This is a genomic window from Mesorhizobium shangrilense (assembly GCF_028826155.1).
GTDB classification, from domain to species: domain Bacteria; phylum Pseudomonadota; class Alphaproteobacteria; order Rhizobiales; family Rhizobiaceae; genus Arvimicrobium; species Arvimicrobium flavum.
In genome coordinates this window covers 3,366,529-3,380,186 of sequence record NZ_JAQGPN010000001.1, presented here as the reverse complement: position 1 = coordinate 3,380,186, position 13,658 = coordinate 3,366,529, and the positions used below count along the sequence as shown (strand labels likewise).

At 63.3% G+C, this 13,658-nt stretch carries 17 protein-coding genes; 6 read left to right on the top strand and 11 right to left on the bottom strand.

Going from position 1 to position 13,658, the window contains the following annotated elements; all coding sequences use genetic code 11:
- Positions 1 to 105 precede the first annotated feature (105 nt).
- Positions 106 to 1,524 (bottom strand): aminotransferase-like domain-containing protein, encoded by a 1,419-nt coding sequence (locus PD284_RS16310; protein ID WP_274629223.1) that lies wholly within the window; start codon positions 1,522 to 1,524, stop codon positions 106 to 108.
- Between the two features lie 81 nt (positions 1,525 to 1,605).
- Between PD284_RS16310 and PD284_RS16305 the strand changes: the two genes are divergently transcribed.
- Positions 1,606 to 1,833 (top strand): DUF1127 domain-containing protein, encoded by a 228-nt coding sequence (locus tag PD284_RS16305; RefSeq protein WP_274630665.1) that lies wholly within the window; start codon positions 1,606 to 1,608, stop codon positions 1,831 to 1,833.
- A gap of 148 nt (positions 1,834 to 1,981) precedes the next feature.
- Here PD284_RS16305 and PD284_RS16300 read toward each other — a convergent pair whose 3' ends face one another.
- The 6 genes from PD284_RS16300 to purC all read right to left on the bottom strand — a co-directional run bounded on the left by PD284_RS16300 (position 1,982) and on the right by purC (position 5,228).
- Positions 1,982 to 2,614 carry a hypothetical protein gene (locus PD284_RS16300; RefSeq protein ID WP_274629222.1) on the bottom strand — a complete coding sequence of 211 codons (633 nt, stop codon included), beginning with the start codon at positions 2,612 to 2,614 and terminating at the stop codon, positions 1,982 to 1,984.
- A 149-nt stretch (positions 2,615 to 2,763) separates the two neighbouring features.
- The gene (locus tag PD284_RS16295; RefSeq protein ID WP_274629221.1) at positions 2,764 to 3,183 is read right to left on the bottom strand and encodes a hypothetical protein; all 420 of its coding nucleotides are present in this window, start codon (positions 3,181 to 3,183) and stop codon (positions 2,764 to 2,766) included.
- 14 nt (positions 3,184 to 3,197) lie between these two features.
- Positions 3,198 to 3,866, bottom strand: coding sequence for a phosphoribosylformylglycinamidine synthase subunit PurQ (gene purQ, locus PD284_RS16290; protein WP_274629220.1), 669 nt, complete (start codon positions 3,864 to 3,866; stop codon positions 3,198 to 3,200).
- On the bottom strand, positions 3,863 to 4,123 hold the full coding sequence (locus tag PD284_RS16285; protein WP_274629219.1) for a hypothetical protein: 261 nt from the start codon (positions 4,121 to 4,123) through the stop codon (positions 3,863 to 3,865). Before PD284_RS16285 ends, purQ begins: the two co-directional genes overlap by 4 nt.
- 17 nt (positions 4,124 to 4,140) lie before the next feature.
- Positions 4,141 to 4,383 (bottom strand): phosphoribosylformylglycinamidine synthase subunit PurS, encoded by a 243-nt coding sequence (gene purS / locus PD284_RS16280; RefSeq protein WP_274629218.1) that lies wholly within the window; start codon positions 4,381 to 4,383, stop codon positions 4,141 to 4,143.
- A 47-nt stretch (positions 4,384 to 4,430) separates the two neighbouring features.
- On the bottom strand, positions 4,431 to 5,228 hold the full coding sequence (purC, locus tag PD284_RS16275; RefSeq protein WP_274629217.1) for a phosphoribosylaminoimidazolesuccinocarboxamide synthase: 798 nt from the start codon (positions 5,226 to 5,228) through the stop codon (positions 4,431 to 4,433).
- 266 nt (positions 5,229 to 5,494) lie between these two features.
- Here purC and PD284_RS16270 point away from each other — a divergent pair, with 266 nt between their 5' ends.
- On the top strand, positions 5,495 to 5,815 hold the full coding sequence (locus PD284_RS16270; protein WP_274629216.1) for a DUF1476 domain-containing protein: 321 nt from the start codon (positions 5,495 to 5,497) through the stop codon (positions 5,813 to 5,815).
- 104 nt (positions 5,816 to 5,919) lie between these two features.
- Positions 5,920 to 6,696, top strand: coding sequence for an HpcH/HpaI aldolase family protein (locus tag PD284_RS16265; RefSeq protein WP_274629215.1), 777 nt, complete (start codon positions 5,920 to 5,922; stop codon positions 6,694 to 6,696).
- Positions 6,697 to 6,699: 3 nt separating this feature from the next.
- Here the strand turns inward: PD284_RS16265 and PD284_RS16260 are convergent, their stop codons facing one another.
- The 4 genes from PD284_RS16260 to PD284_RS16245 form a co-directional block, all read right to left on the bottom strand.
- The gene (locus tag PD284_RS16260; protein ID WP_274629214.1) at positions 6,700 to 7,248 is read right to left on the bottom strand and encodes an RBBP9/YdeN family alpha/beta hydrolase; all 549 of its coding nucleotides are present in this window, start codon (positions 7,246 to 7,248) and stop codon (positions 6,700 to 6,702) included.
- 47 nt (positions 7,249 to 7,295) lie between these two features.
- A complete protein-coding gene (locus PD284_RS16255; protein ID WP_274629213.1) occupies positions 7,296 to 7,934 on the bottom strand; it encodes a glutathione S-transferase family protein in 639 nt (212 codons plus the stop codon).
- Between the two features lie 5 nt (positions 7,935 to 7,939).
- Positions 7,940 to 9,151, bottom strand: coding sequence for an NADP-dependent isocitrate dehydrogenase (locus tag PD284_RS16250; protein ID WP_274629212.1), 1,212 nt, complete (start codon positions 9,149 to 9,151; stop codon positions 7,940 to 7,942).
- Positions 9,152 to 9,443: 292 nt separating this feature from the next.
- Positions 9,444 to 11,450, bottom strand: coding sequence for a PhoX family protein (locus PD284_RS16245; protein ID WP_274629211.1), 2,007 nt, complete (start codon positions 11,448 to 11,450; stop codon positions 9,444 to 9,446).
- 184 nt (positions 11,451 to 11,634) lie between these two features.
- Between PD284_RS16245 and PD284_RS16240 the strand changes: the two genes are divergently transcribed.
- The 3 genes from PD284_RS16240 to PD284_RS16230 all read left to right on the top strand — a co-directional run bounded on the left by PD284_RS16240 (position 11,635) and on the right by PD284_RS16230 (position 13,569).
- Positions 11,635 to 12,510, top strand: coding sequence for an RNA methyltransferase (locus PD284_RS16240; RefSeq protein WP_274629210.1), 876 nt, complete (start codon positions 11,635 to 11,637; stop codon positions 12,508 to 12,510).
- A complete protein-coding gene (gene murI, locus PD284_RS16235) occupies positions 12,503 to 13,303 on the top strand; it encodes a glutamate racemase (RefSeq protein WP_274629209.1) in 801 nt (266 codons plus the stop codon). The genes PD284_RS16240 and murI overlap by 8 nt, the downstream gene beginning before the upstream one ends.
- A 77-nt stretch (positions 13,304 to 13,380) precedes the next feature.
- Complete coding sequence (locus tag PD284_RS16230) at positions 13,381 to 13,569, top strand: DUF3008 family protein (RefSeq protein WP_274629208.1); 189 nt, start codon at positions 13,381 to 13,383, stop codon at positions 13,567 to 13,569.
- The last annotated feature ends 89 nt before the right edge of the window (positions 13,570 to 13,658 follow it).

Below are 13,658 nucleotides of genomic sequence, written 5' to 3'. Positions count from 1 at the left end.
TCGAGGCGTGTCCGGTTGCGGCGTCAGCGGCTCCATAGCGCAAGCGGGCGGAGCGATACACCGCAAACCGCAAGAAAATCGCCGGAATGTGGATATGTCGCGGCCTCAGCCGAAGCTGTCGTAGCCGGCGCGACCCTCGTCGAGCAGGCGGCGCAGCGTGGCGAGCCCCCTTGTCACGTCCTCCCGGCTCTTCGGGGCCGAAATGCCGATGCGCACCCGGTGAAAGGACTTGTCGCTGCGGCCGGCCTTGAACTCGTCCTCGTCGTCGATCAGCACTCCGGCTTCATAGGCTGCCTGCTTGAAGGTGCCGGAGAGCCAGGGCTCGGGCAGCGCGATCCAGATGAAAGGGATGTTGGGCTCCATCCGGTAGTCGTAGCCGTCGAGCGCGGTTCTCACGATCGCAAGCCTGGCGTTGACCTCGTCGAGGGCGCGTGTGCGGATGTCGCGCGCTGCACCAGACAGGACGAGCCGCGCTCCGAGCTCGGCAAGCAGGAACGGCATGCCGCCGGTCAGCATCTTATGGGCGACGCGGACACGATGGCGATAGTGTTGCGGGCAGGCGACCCAGCCACCCCGCACCCCCGCGGAGACGGCCTTTGACAGGCCGCCGACCAGAAACGTGCGTTCGGGCGCAAGCTCCGTCAGTAGGGGCGTCGCATCCTCGGCCATGGCCCCGTAGAGGTCGTCCTCGATCAGTAGCACGTTATAAGCGCGTGCGATGCGCACCAGCTCGGCGCGCCGTTCCCCCGGCATGCTAGCCACGGTCGGGTTCTGCGCGGTCGGCATGACAAAGGCCATCCTCGGGTGCTTTTGGGCGCAGACACGCTCGAAATCTTCGGGATCGAGACCTTGCGCATCCACTTCGACCATGGCGGCCCGTCGCCCGATCAGGCCGGCGCTGCGCGCCAGCTGCGCATAGGTGACGTGCTCGTAGACGATGTAGTCGCCGGGGACGGTGAGGGCGGCAATGACCGACATGACCGCTGCATGGACACCGAGGGTTGGCACGATCCCTCCGGGATCCGGCCGGAAACCGTTTCGCGATAGCCAGTTGGCGCCCGCTTCGGACCAATGGTCTGGGAACGTGCGCGTATAGCTCGCCATCTCACCGGGATGCTCGCGCATGATCGTAGACAAAAGCTCCGCGATGGCCGCGCTCTGGCCGATGTCCGGAGCTGCCGTGCTGTCGAACCGCAGCTTTCCGGCCGGGGCGTCGAGATGACGCGTGCTGTCGCCCGAATGGGCAAGAACGGGAGCGACGGCCGGCGATTTGTCGGCCTCGCGCTCGAGCACATAAGTGCCGCGCCCGACTTCGCCATTGACCAGCCCCCGCTCGCGCAGCAGCGAATAGGCGCGACCGACCGTGCCGATCGTCACGCCGATGTCGTAGGCGAGGTCACGCTGCGGCGGCAGCTTTCGGCCGGCGGGCAGGGCGCCGGAGGCGATGTCCGCCTCGGCCTTGTCCGCCAGGCGCAGATAGAGCGGGCCGGAGCCCGAAGAGAGATCGGGAAGCCAATTTGTCATCATGACAATTCAGTAGATTGTCACTGCATTCGAGTCAAGCAATTGAATTGTCACCAGCATGTACCAAGTCGGATCATGGCGATGATGACAATAGAGACAATTCCGCAAAGACAGTCCGCCACAAACGGGAATAGCGTGCTGCGCCGGGGCGCAATCGCCATCATGTCATGTGTGAACGCTATGGCGCGGATGATGGAGCGCCGGCGCACCCGCCTGGCGCTGTTGGAGCTCACCGACTATCAGTTGAAGGACATCGGCGTCTCACGCTCGGACGCGCATCGCGAAGGCGTCCGGCGGATTTGGGATTAGAGGGTGTAGGAATTATGTCGAGCGCATGAGCGGCGAATGCGCTCGCGAGAACTCGATCGTATCGCAATCGACCACGTGCCGCGATCCAATGATCGCTCCATCAGCGAGGGTTTGGCGACCCGCCTGTATCCTCAGCGCCAAGGCCAGTTTAGCCTCGGGGTATGAACTCGGTGCCTGCGACGGGCATCGGGGGGTGGGATGGGGACCCTGTAGTCTCGTGTAGCATAGCTTCCTTAGTGCGACAGTAGCGTTCATACTCCCGCTTGCGCCGCCGCCGCCGGCGGCCTCCAACAGTCCAATTCCAAAGCGAACTTGAAGCTTCAGTCTTAACTTTCTCCCATTCCTCTTTGAGCAAAAATTGTGAATGAATGAAGATTGCGTTCTGATAGTCTGTAAACTGCTGTGCGCCTTGGGGATTGGCTGCGCTAATGATGTAGGGCTGAATTAGTTTCAGAAGGTTTTGCTCAATAGCTCCGTTCGGATTTAGCTGAAGCATTAGAGTGCCAGCCAATCTGTGTATTCTTTCGAGCGCTTCGGCACCTGCATATTGGCCGATATCTGCCTGAGCACGCGCGCTGGATACAGCCGAAGTCATGCCCGCGATGTTTTCACGCAGTGAGTTTATCCATCGAGAACGCTCCAAAGTCACGGTACTGCCATAGGTAGAGCGTCCGGACGTCCGCAGGGCAATCAATGTACCTGCAATCGCGGCGACAAAAGTAAGCCACGCTGTTGGCGCGCCTTCCCAACCGAAAAGCATGTCCAAAATGGTGTTGCTCATGCCGCCCCCCTTTCGCGCATAAGTTGGGTTCACTGTAGCGTGCGTCGCTCAAGTGGCTACGCTTGAGTCGCGGGAAGTGGCGAATATTTCAGCGAGGCGGCATGATCGCCGTCGCAACCTATAGCTAGAAACAGGCGCTCTGCGGCCGATCAGGCCGCGGCGCTGCAGCTTGGGTTGCCCGTCCGCCACCGCTCGAGATCGGCTGAGATGCGCGCGCCCAGCGGCTCGGAGAGAAGCGGCCCGAACGCTTCGACCTGGCTCGAATTGCCGCGCGCCTGGACGACCAGCGCAGGAAGCCCGCCAAAGTTCTTCGCGGGCACCAGCAGGAAACGGGGCTGGCTGCTCATGGAGTTCAGTTCGTTGGCGAAGCGGTAAGCCTGGAACGCCTTGTCCTTGCTTTCGAACCAGCACTTGTGGGCGGCGATCGCCACCTGCTCCATGGTGCGCAACGCGGCGCTCTTTCCGGAGCCTCCACTGCTCGTATTGCTTGGCTTGGACTGGCACGCGGCAAGCGCGACGGCGCAGGCGAGCAACAGGGCGCTCGCCAAAGGCATTTCACGAAATTGCATCAAGCTGAGCCCCATCAGGCGGCGATGCCGAGCACGCCCTCGAAAAGGGCGCGGCCATCGATACCGCCATGCGCTTTCTCGATCAGGTTTTCCGGATGCGGCATCAGGCCGAGCACGTTGCCCTTGGCGCTGACGATACCAGCGATGTCATTGATCGATCCGTTAGGATTGGTGTTCTCGGCATAGCGGAACACGACCTGGCCTTCGCCTTCGATCCGGGCCAGCGTATCCGGGTCGGCGAAGAAGTTGCCGTCGTGGTGGGCGACCGGACAGCGGATAATCTGGCCGGGCTGGTAGTTGCGGGTGAAGGCCGTATTGGCGTTCGCCACCTGCAGCTTCACTTCGCGGCAGACGAACCGCAGCGAGGCGTTGCGCATCAGTGCGCCTGGCAGCAGGCCGGCTTCGAGCAGGATCTGGAAGCCGTTGCAGACGCCCATCACCATGACGCCCTTCTCGGCCTTCTCGGCGACCGCACGCATGACGGGCATGCGCGCCGCGATCGCGCCACAGCGCAGATAGTCGCCATAGGAGAAGCCGCCCGGGATGACGATCAGGTCGACATCCGGAATCTCGGTGTCGGTTTCCCAGATGGTGGCAGGGGCCTTGCCACCGATCTTGGTCAGCGCCGCGATCATGTCACGGTCGCGGTTGAGGCCGGGGAGGAGGACGATGGCTGATTTCATGATGGTGGCGTGTAGGGTGCTTGGGGCTTTTCGGCGAGTTCGCGCAGTTCCAAGCGCTGTTCGATCCGTTCAAGACGTTGGTCTATGCGCGCGGTGACGGCGTAGATATTGTTGATGTCGGTCTGGGTGCTTAGGCCTTGAAGCCTCATTGCGACAATTTCGTGCTTGGCCTCGCCCAGCGCATTCTCAAACTTGTCCATTCGCTGATGAATCTTCTTCAGCAGCTCATACATCAACTCGTTCGTGACCTCGGTCACCGTCGCCTCCTGCAACCTCAGGTTAGCGCGACAGTGTAGTTCTCGATCACGGTGTTGGCCAGCAGCTTGTCGCACATGGCCTTGATCTCGGCCTCGGCCTTTGCGCGGTCGGTGGCCTGCAACTCCACGTCGAACACCTTGCCCTGACGCACAGAGCCGACATCACCGAAGCCGAGGGCGCCGAGCGCATGCTCGATCGCCTTTCCCTGCGGGTCGAGCACGCCGTTCTTGAGGGTGACTGTGACGCGGGCCTTGATCACGCGGCTATCCTGCTTTCTGGGAACTGTGATGGGTTGAGCATCGCCGCTCAATGCGGCTTGGTGCCCTTCGGCATGTCGCTCGACGCGACGAGCACCGGTCCGGTGGGGCGCGGCGGCTCGTTCTCGTTCATGATGCCGAGGCGGCGTGCGACTTCCTGATAGGCCTCGACCAGGCCGCCCATGTCGCGGCGGAAGCGGTCCTTGTCCAGCTTGTCCTGGGTGTTGACGTCCCACAGGCGGCAGGAGTCGGGCGAAATCTCGTCCGCCACCACGATCCGCATCATCTCGCCTTCGTAGAGGCGGCCGCATTCCATCTTGAAGTCGACGAGCTGGATGCCGACGCCCATGAAGAGGCCGGAGAGGAAGTCGTTGACGCGGATGGCGAGCGCCATGATGTCGTCGATCTCCTGGGGGGAGGCCCATCCGAAGGCGGTGATATGCTCCTCGGAGACCATCGGATCGTCGAGCGCATCGGCCTTGTAGTAGAATTCGATGATGGAGCGCGGCAGCACCGTGCCCTCCTCGATGCCGAGACGCTTGGCCAGCGAGCCGGCCGCGATGTTGCGGACCACCACCTCGAGCGGAATGATCTCGACTTCCTTGATCAGCTGCTCACGCATGTTGAGGCGGCGGATGAAGTGGGTCGGAATCCCCATGCGGTTCAGATGGTTGAAGATGTGCTCGGAAATGCGGTTGTTCAGCACGCCCTTGCCGTCGACCACCTCGTGCTTCTTCTTGTTGAAGGCGGTGGCGTCATCCTTGAAGAACTGGATCAGCGTTCCGGGCTCAGGACCCTCATAGAGAATCTTGGCCTTGCCTTCATAAATGCGGCGGCGACGGTTCATCAATGTATCTCTGAGGTTGGGAGGGCAGTCGACACTGGACCGTACCCTTCGATTCTGCGGCAAAAATGCGGCTTCGATGTGTATGTAGGGCTGTCTATCCTAATCGTCACGTATGCTCAACGGCGAAATCCCGCAATCAACCGCTTTCCCCGTTACCTCGTTGCGGTGCAACATGATACGCGACGTATTGACCGCGGGCGCGCCTTTTGGTTTGAGCGGGAACCGACTACATACGCCAAAACGCCTTTGCACATGGAGAGTATCCGATGACGAGCATGAAGGACCGTGAGGAGGGTTTCGAGCGGATGTTCGTGCTCGACGAGGAGCTGCGGTTCAAGGCGACCGCCCGACGCAACAGGTTGCTTGGCCTGTGGGCGGCGGAGAAGCTTGGCAAGTCGGGCCCGGACGCCGAGGCCTATGCCAAGGAAGTCGTGGTGTCCGACTTCGAGGAAGCTGGGGATGACGATGTGTTCCGCAAGGTGCGCAAGGACTTCGACGCTGCCGGCGTAGACCAGTCCGATCACCAGATCCGTCGTACCATGGAAGAACTCATGGCGCAGGCGGTCGAGTCCGTGAAGAACAGCTGATCTCAGCTGGACCAATTGGCTGCTCGCGCGAGCGGCCGATTTTTGTTGCGATCTCAATCGCCTATGATTTGATTGCGGGAACCTTCGTTGCCCAGGAACCCGCAATGTCTCTCAGATCACGTCTCGAAGCTGGCGAAACGCTCTTCACTGCATGGTCGGGCGTCCCCGACGCGCTGACGGTCGAGATCATCGCGGGACAGGGTTTTGACGCCGTGGCGCTCGACATGCAGCACGGCGGGCACCATGAGGACAGCGTCCTGCGCGGCATCGTCCCCATCCTCAACGCCAGGAAGCATGCCATCGTGCGCATCCCGGTCGGCCGCTTCGACATGGCGAGCCGAGCGCTGGATTTTGGCGCCGAAGCGGTCATCGCGCCGATGATCAACTCGGTTGCCGACGCCAGGGCGTTTGCCGCCTCGATGAAGTATCCGCCGCTCGGCGAGCGGTCGTGGGGGCCGACCTACGCATTCCCACGCCACGGCCAGGGCGACTTCGCCGCCTGGCTGGCCGAATCCAACAAGCGTACCCTGGCATTCGCGATGATCGAGACGCGTGCGGCGATCGACGCGCTCGACGGCATTTTGGAGACGCCCGGCATCGACGGCGTCTTTGTGGGCCCCTCCGACCTTTCGATCGCCTGGACCCGCGGCAAGACGGTCAACACCGCGCTCGAGGATATGATGGAGGCGATCGCCGACATCGCCAGACGGGCGCAACAGGCGAACAAGCTGCGCGCGATCTTCGTCGTCGATCCGAGGATGGCGGGCCGCTACACGAAGATGGGCTTTCAGCTTTTCGCAACCGCTTCCGAACCGATGCTCATCGCGCGCGGCGCGGAGAGCATCCTCTCGGCGGCGCGGCAGTCCCTGAGCGCGAAATAGGCGCTACAGGCGGGACAGGAGTTTCGCCAGCATCAGCGAGCCTTCCGGCCATGGTCCGAAGCCGGACTCGGCGTCGATGTGGCCGGCTTCGCCGGCATCGACGAGCAGCGATCCCCAGGCGTCCGCCAATTCCTCCGCCACCGCGAAATCGCAGTAGAAATCATTGCGACTCGCGATCGTGATGGAGGGGAAAGGCAGCGGATCGCGGGAGTAGGGGCCGAAGGGCTTCGCCATCTTCGGTTTCAGGTTCGGCCTCTCTAGGTCGGGTGGCGCGACGAAGAGCGCGCCGCGAACCGCGGTCTCGAATTTTGGGATAGCGTTGATCGCGGTTGGAACGCCGAGCGAGTGCGCGACGAGGACGACCGGCCGCTCGGCCCGGTTGACCGTGTCGGCCACGCGCGACACCCAGGGTTCACGCTCCGGGAACAGCCAATCATCCTGAACGACGCGCCGAGCGGTGGAGAGGCGTGTTTCCCAACGGCTCTGCCAGTGATCAGGACCGGAATTGCCGAGGCCCGGGACGATGACGATATCGGCTTCGGATGCTTTCATGGGGCGCATGTAGCGAGGTGGCGCGCGGCCTGCAACCGTGTAGGGCTTCAGCTCGTCGGTTCGGTCGAGGCGAAGGACGGCTGTGCCTGGATGCGTTCCCACCAGGCGCGGAGCTCGCCGTAGCGGTCGAGCATCGGCGCGGCGATGGGCGCCTTGGCGAAATATGCGAAAATCGGCGCGGCATGCAGGTCGGCGAGCGACAGCTCGTCGCCGACGAGCCAGCGGCCGCCATGGCCGAGTCGGGCAAGCGTCGCCAGGCTTTTTTCCGCGATAGGGATCGCCGCATCGACGCGCGCCTGATCCACCTCGCTACCCGACTTCGACTTGGAAACGGTCTCGACATAAATGTCCCAGACCATGGCTCGGTAAGCGTAGGCGTCGAGCAGGCCGATGATTTGGTTCATCACGGCGCGTCGACGCGGCTCTTCGGGCTGGAGGGCAGGGCCGGCAAACGCCTCGTCGACATAGCGGGTGATGGCGGAGGTCTCGAAGAGATGGAAGCCGTCATGCTCGAATGCCGGAATACGACCGAAAGGGTGCAGTTCGCGGTACCATTCGGGGGCGCCGCCCTCGGCGAAGATGTCGAGGGCGGCGAGTTCGTGTTCAACACCCTTCTCCAGCAGCGCCAACCTCGCGATACGGACGTATACGCTGTAGTCGGCGCCGTAGAGAACGGGTTTGCGCAATGGCGTCAGGCCATCGCCTTCTGCAGGTTCTCGTCGATCTTGTCGAGGAAGCCAGTGGTGGAGAGCCACGGCTGGTCGGGACCGATGAGCAAGGACAGATCCTTGGTCATGTGGCCGGCCTCGACGGTCTGGATGCAGACCCGCTCCAGCGTCTCGGCGAACTTCTTGAGTTCTGCGTTGTCGTCGAGCTTGGCGCGATGCGCCAGGCCGCGGGTCCAGGCGAAGATCGAGGCGATCGAGTTGGTCGAGGTCTCCTCGCCCTTCTGGTGCTGGCGGTAGTGACGGGTGACGGTGCCGTGGGCGGCTTCCGCTTCCACCGTCTTGCCGTCCGGCGTCATCAGCACCGAGGTCATCAGGCCGAGCGAGCCAAAGCCCTGCGCAACGGTGTCGGACTGGACGTCGCCGTCATAGTTCTTGCACGCCCAGACGTAGCCGCCCGACCACTTCAGGCTCGACGCCACCATGTCGTCGATCAAACGGTGCTCGTACCAGATCTTCTTTTCCTTGAAGGCGGCCTCGAACTCGCTTTCGTAGACTTCCTGGAAGATATCCTTGAAGCGGCCGTCATAGGCCTTGAGGATTGTGTTCTTGGTCGACAGGTAGACTGGATAGCCGCGCAGCAGGCCGTAGTTCATCGAGGCGCGGGCGAACTCGCGGATCGATTCGTCGAGGTTGTACATGGCCATGGCGACGCCGGAGCCCGGCGCGTCGAAGACCTCATGCTCGATCGTCTGGCCGTCTTCGCCGACGAACTTGATCGACAGCTTGCCCTTGCCCGGGAACTTGAAGTCGGTCGCCTTGTATTGGTCGCCGAAGGCGTGACGGCCGACGATGATCGGCTGCGTCCAGCCGGGCACCAGGCGCGGCACGTTCTTCATGATGATCGGCTCGCGGAAGATGACGCCGCCGAGGATGTTGCGGATGGTGCCGTTCGGCGATTTCCACATCTTCTTGAGCTTGAACTCCTCGACGCGCGCCTCGTCCGGCGTGATCGTGGCGCACTTGACGCCGACGCCGTGCTTCTTGATGGCGTTCGCCGCGTCAATCGTCACCTGGTCGTTGGTGGCGTCGCGATGCTCGACGCTGAGGTCGTAATACTCGAGATCGATGTCGAGATAGGGGTGGATCAGCTTTTCCTTGATGAACTGCCAGATGATGCGCGTCATCTCGTCGCCGTCGAGTTCGACGACCGGATTCGCGACCTTGATCTTCGCCATGGGAAAAGCCTCTTTCGGGAAATGGATGGTCGGATGCGGCAGGAGCCGCGTTCTGGATGCGGCCTATAGCAAAGGGGCTTGATGCACGCAAACGGCTCAATTTGTCTGAACGCTGGCGTGATCTCGTTCGGACGCAGGAGGCGCGAGGCGGGGCGCCGTGTTGCAACTGCCCTGTTCGTCGAACCGCTCCCAGCCAAGCTCGAGAAGAAGAACGGGACTCGGGTCGCAAGCTTCGGGAGTTGACGCGGAAAGCGGCGGGCCGTTGATGCGCGGCCCGCCGTAGCGAGGGGCGTCAGACGCCGATCTTGCCGCCGCCCTGGCGGGTGATCACCACCACGGAAGGCCGCATCGGCATGTCGTCCTTGAAGTCCGGCCAGCGGGTCGACGGGTCCTCATAGTAGGAAGCGCGACCAAAGCCTTCCCAGTCGTCGCCGCCGTCGCCCGGATGCTGGACGGCAAGGAACAGGGTTTCGTCGTTCGGCGTGAACACCGGGCCGCAAAGCTCGCCGCCCACCGGCACCCGGTAGAACAGCTTCGAGGTGGCGCGGGCCTCGCCCTCGGTATCGACCGCCCAAAGCCCGTCCGTGCGGCCGGTCGCCTTCGGGTTGTTGCCGTCTGTCGACACCCAGAGCCGGCCGGCGGCGTCGATGGCGCAGTTGTCGGGCATGCCGAACCAGCCGTTGGCCGTCGTGGCGGTCGAGAACGTCGCACCGACCTCCGCGACGGAAGGATCGCCGCACTGCAGCAGGACCTCCCACCGGCCCTTCGTCGCCGCGAAGTCGCCCCCATCCTCGATGATCTCGATGATGTGCCCGAACGCGTTCTTGGCGCGCGGGTTGGCGGCATCGACCTGGTCGGCCTCGCGTTTCGTGTTGTTGGTCAGCATCACGTAGACGTGACCGTTCTTCGGGTTCGGCTGGACGTCTTCGGGACGGTCCATCTTGGTGGCGCCGAGGAGGTCGGCCGCACGGCGCGTTTCGATCACCACGTCGGCCTGGCTGTTGAACCCGTTTTCCTGGGTGAGCGGGCCGGCGCCGTGCGTCAGCGGCAGCCATTCCATGCCGCCGTCGGTGTCGAAACGCGCGACGTAGAGCGTGCCATCGTCCAGCAGGTCCATGTTGGCGGCGCGATCGTCCGGATTGAAGCGACCCGTCGTCACGAACTTGTAGACATAGTCGAAACGCTCGTCGTCGCCGAGATAGAAAACGACCTGACCGCCGGGCGCTACGATCGACTCGGCGCCTTCGTGCTTGAAGCGACCGAGTGCGGTTCGCTTCTTGGGCGTCGAGTTGGCGTCGAACGGATCGACTTCGACGATCCAGCCGAAGCGGTTCGGCTCATTTGGCTCCTTCGACACGTCGAACCTGGAGTAGTATTTGCCCCACGCGTAAGTCGCGTCAGGCACGCCGAGACGGTCGTAGTTCGCGGCTTCGGCGTGGTCCGCCGGGAGTTCGCCGACGAAATAGCCGTGAAAATTCTCCTCCGCCATGATGTAGGTGCCCCACGGGGTGACGCCGCCGGCACAGTTGTTGAGCGTGCCCAGCACCTTGCGGCCGGCAGGATCTTCGCCGGTTTTCATGCGGTCGTGACCGGCGGCGGGGCCGCTGATCGCCATCTCCGTGTCGGCGGTGATCCGACGGTTGTGGGGCGAGTCCTTGACCACCTGCCACTTGCCCTCCGCCTTGCGGATTTCGACGATGGAGCCGCCATGCGCGGCCATCTCGATGTCGACGCGGGCTTGGTCCGCGGCGGCGACCTCGGGCTTGCCGTCGACGATCTTGACGATGCCGGGGAACATCAGGTGCTCGTTGGTGTACTCGTGGTTGACCACCAGCAGGCCGTGGCTGCTGGGATCTTCGGCGCCTGGCATCGGGACATAGCCGACATAGTCGCTGTTGTAGCCGAACTGGCGGCGTTGGGTATCCGCGGTCTGGTTGACGGGATCGAACTCCGGCGCGTCGGCGAAGATCGGATCGCCCCAGCGCAGCAGGATGTCCGCGTCATACCCTTGCGCGACGTGATGATCGGCGTCGACGCCCGCATCCACTTCAGGGAACGCGAAGGCGGATGCTGCCGTGGCGGCGCGCGCCGTGTCGGCGGCGATCAACGCCATCGGTCCGACAGTCGTGGAGATCGCCGACACCGCCAGCGCGCCCTTGAGAAGCCCGCGCCGCGAGAACCGCGCCGAGATGATCTCGCCCATCGTCAGGTTGTGCGTAGGGTTGCGGCCGGGGCCGTCGGCGGCTTCCAGCTGGCTGGTCGGAAAATTCTGGTCGTTGCGCTGGGTGTGGTCGTCCATCGTTTGTCGCTCCGTCATGCTTTTCGCGTTGCGTGGCTTGTCGGGCGGCTTGATAAGGGCGTTGTTTGACAGGCAGATGAAGGTGCGGTGATTCAGAAATGGCTTCCCCATTTGGGATGCCCGCCTTGATTTTGCCGGCCGCGAACGTTTTACGGTGCGGCGCCTCATCGACACTGGATTTGAAATGGCTGGGACCGACCGCGACCGCACGATGCTGACAGAAGGACCGGCCATTATTCTTGTCGAGCCACAGCTCGGCGAGAACATCGGCATGGTGGCGAGGGCCATGGCGAACTTCGGCCTCTCCGAGCTGAGGCTGGTCAAGCCGCGCGACGGCTGGCCGAACGAAAAGGCGCGCGCGGCGGCGAGTCGCGCCGACCATGTCATCGACAATGCCAGGCTCTTCGACGACCTGCCCTCCGCAATCGCCGATCTCAACTTCGTGATGGCGACGACGGCGCGCGAGCGGGACAACTTCAAGCCCGTGCGCGGGCCGGTCGAGGCGGGCAGGGGCCTGCGCAGCCGATTCGCTGCAGGCGAGCGCGTCGGCGTTCTGTTCGGCCGCGAGAAGTTCGGTCTCTACAACGACGAGGTAGGGCTTGCGGACGAAATCGTGACCTTTCCGGTCAATCCAGCCTTCGCCTCGCTCAACATCGCGCAGGCGGTGCTGCTGATGTCCTATGAGTGGATGAAGTCGGGGCTCGAGCGCGAAACCGACACGGCGTTCGGCAGTCCGGAGATGCCCCCCGCGCCGAAGGTGCAGTTGCAGGGCCTGTTCGATCATCTGGAAGAGGCGCTGGACACGCGCGGCTACTTCCGGCCCAAGCCGAAGAAGCCCAAGATGGTCGACAATCTGCGCGCCGTGCTGACCAGGCCCGGGTTCTCGGAGGCGGAGATAAAGGTGCTGCGCGGCGTCGTCGCCTCGCTCGACTATTTCTCGCCGAAGGAGCCGCGCGGCGCTGGCTATCCGGAACGGAAGGCCAAAGCCGACCGCGAGGCGCATGGAGAAGACGTTGCGCCCGAAGATGGCTCCAGCGGCGGAAACGAAACGAATGTCTGATCGGCCGGTGCTGATGTTCGATTCTGGCATCGGCGGCCTCACGGTGCTGCGCGAGGCGCGGGTGCTGATGCCCGACCGCCGCTTCATCTATGTCGCCGATGACGCGGCATTTCCCTATGGCGATTGGGAGGAGCCGGCGCTTAACGCCCGCATCATCGAACTTTTCGGCGACCTGCTGAAGCGATTCCAGCCGGAAATTGCCGTCATTCCCTGCAACACGGCGTCCACCCTGTCGCTCGCAGCCCTTCGCGAGACCTATCCCGGCACTCCTTTCGTCGGCACCGTGCCGGCGATCAAGCCGGCTGCGGAACGCACCCGCTCGGGACTGGTCTCGGTTCTGGCGACCCCCGGCACGGTCAAGCGGCAGTATACGCGCGACCTGATCACCCAATGGGCACAGAAATGCCATGTGAGGCTGGTCGGCAGCACGCAACTCGCCCGGCTTGCCGAAATCTACATGCGTGACCGTTTTGTCGACGAGGAGGCGGTGAGGGCGGAGATCGCCCCCTGCTTCATCGAGCAGGACGGCAAGCGCACCGACATCGTGGTGCTGGCCTGCACCCACTATCCCTTCCTGGTGAACCGCATGCGCAAGACGGCGCCGTGGCCGGTGGACTGGCTTGATCCAGCCGAAGCGATCGCCAGGCGAGCTGCCTCGCTGCTCAGCGAGATCCGGCCGCGAAGCGAGGCCTCTCCGTCGAGCGACATGCGCGACCTCGCCTTCTTCACGTCGGGCAAGGTCGACTTCGCCACCCAGCGATTGCTGCAGGGGTTCGGCCTCACCCTGGCGTAAGGTCCATCCTTCTCGCGACGGAACCGCATCCGAAGCGTGGCGTTCTCCGGCATGGTCAATGTCATGAGGATCAGCCGATGCCTGCCAAGTCCAAGGCGCAACAGAAGGCCGCTGGCGCCGCCCTTTCCGCCAAGCGCGGCGATACCGAAAAGAGCGAGCTCAAGGGCGCATCGAAAGAGATGTATGAGTCCATGAGCGAGAAGCAGCTCAAGGAGTTCGCCGAAACCAAGCGCAAGGGGAAACCCGAGCACGTGAAGAAGGATTGAGCGAAAGCCGCGAGGCTGCCGTATAGTCGCGCATCCGCACCTTCGTGCAGGTCGTCCCTCGCGTCGGTCCGCACGGCAGCTGGCAACGC

Excerpts from the sequence above, each read along its gene's own strand:
- PD284_RS16270 (WP_274629216.1), top strand. The coding sequence starts at position 5,495 with ATGACGAGCATGAAGGACCGTGAGGAGGGTTTCGAGCGGATGTTCGTG.
- PD284_RS16230 (WP_274629208.1), top strand. The coding sequence starts at position 13,381 with ATGCCTGCCAAGTCCAAGGCGCAACAGAAGGCCGCTGGCGCCGCCCTT.
- PD284_RS16305 (WP_274630665.1), top strand. The coding sequence starts at position 1,606 with ATGATGACAATAGAGACAATTCCGCAAAGACAGTCCGCCACAAACGGG.
- PD284_RS16260 (WP_274629214.1), bottom strand. The coding sequence starts at position 7,248 with ATGAAAGCATCCGAAGCCGATATCGTCATCGTCCCGGGCCTCGGCAAT.
- PD284_RS16265 (WP_274629215.1), top strand. The coding sequence starts at position 5,920 with ATGTCTCTCAGATCACGTCTCGAAGCTGGCGAAACGCTCTTCACTGCA.
- purC (WP_274629217.1), bottom strand. The coding sequence starts at position 5,228 with ATGAACCGTCGCCGCCGCATTTATGAAGGCAAGGCCAAGATTCTCTAT.
- PD284_RS16240 (WP_274629210.1), top strand. The coding sequence starts at position 11,635 with ATGGCTGGGACCGACCGCGACCGCACGATGCTGACAGAAGGACCGGCC.
- PD284_RS16310 (WP_274629223.1), bottom strand. The coding sequence starts at position 1,524 with ATGACAAATTGGCTTCCCGATCTCTCTTCGGGCTCCGGCCCGCTCTAT.
- PD284_RS16300 (WP_274629222.1), bottom strand. The coding sequence starts at position 2,614 with ATGAGCAACACCATTTTGGACATGCTTTTCGGTTGGGAAGGCGCGCCA.
- murI (WP_274629209.1), top strand. The coding sequence starts at position 12,503 with ATGTCTGATCGGCCGGTGCTGATGTTCGATTCTGGCATCGGCGGCCTC.
- PD284_RS16245 (WP_274629211.1), bottom strand. The coding sequence starts at position 11,450 with ATGGACGACCACACCCAGCGCAACGACCAGAATTTTCCGACCAGCCAG.
- PD284_RS16250 (WP_274629212.1), bottom strand. The coding sequence starts at position 9,151 with ATGGCGAAGATCAAGGTCGCGAATCCGGTCGTCGAACTCGACGGCGAC.
- purQ (WP_274629220.1), bottom strand. The coding sequence starts at position 3,866 with ATGAAATCAGCCATCGTCCTCCTCCCCGGCCTCAACCGCGACCGTGAC.
- PD284_RS16295 (WP_274629221.1), bottom strand. The coding sequence starts at position 3,183 with ATGCAATTTCGTGAAATGCCTTTGGCGAGCGCCCTGTTGCTCGCCTGC.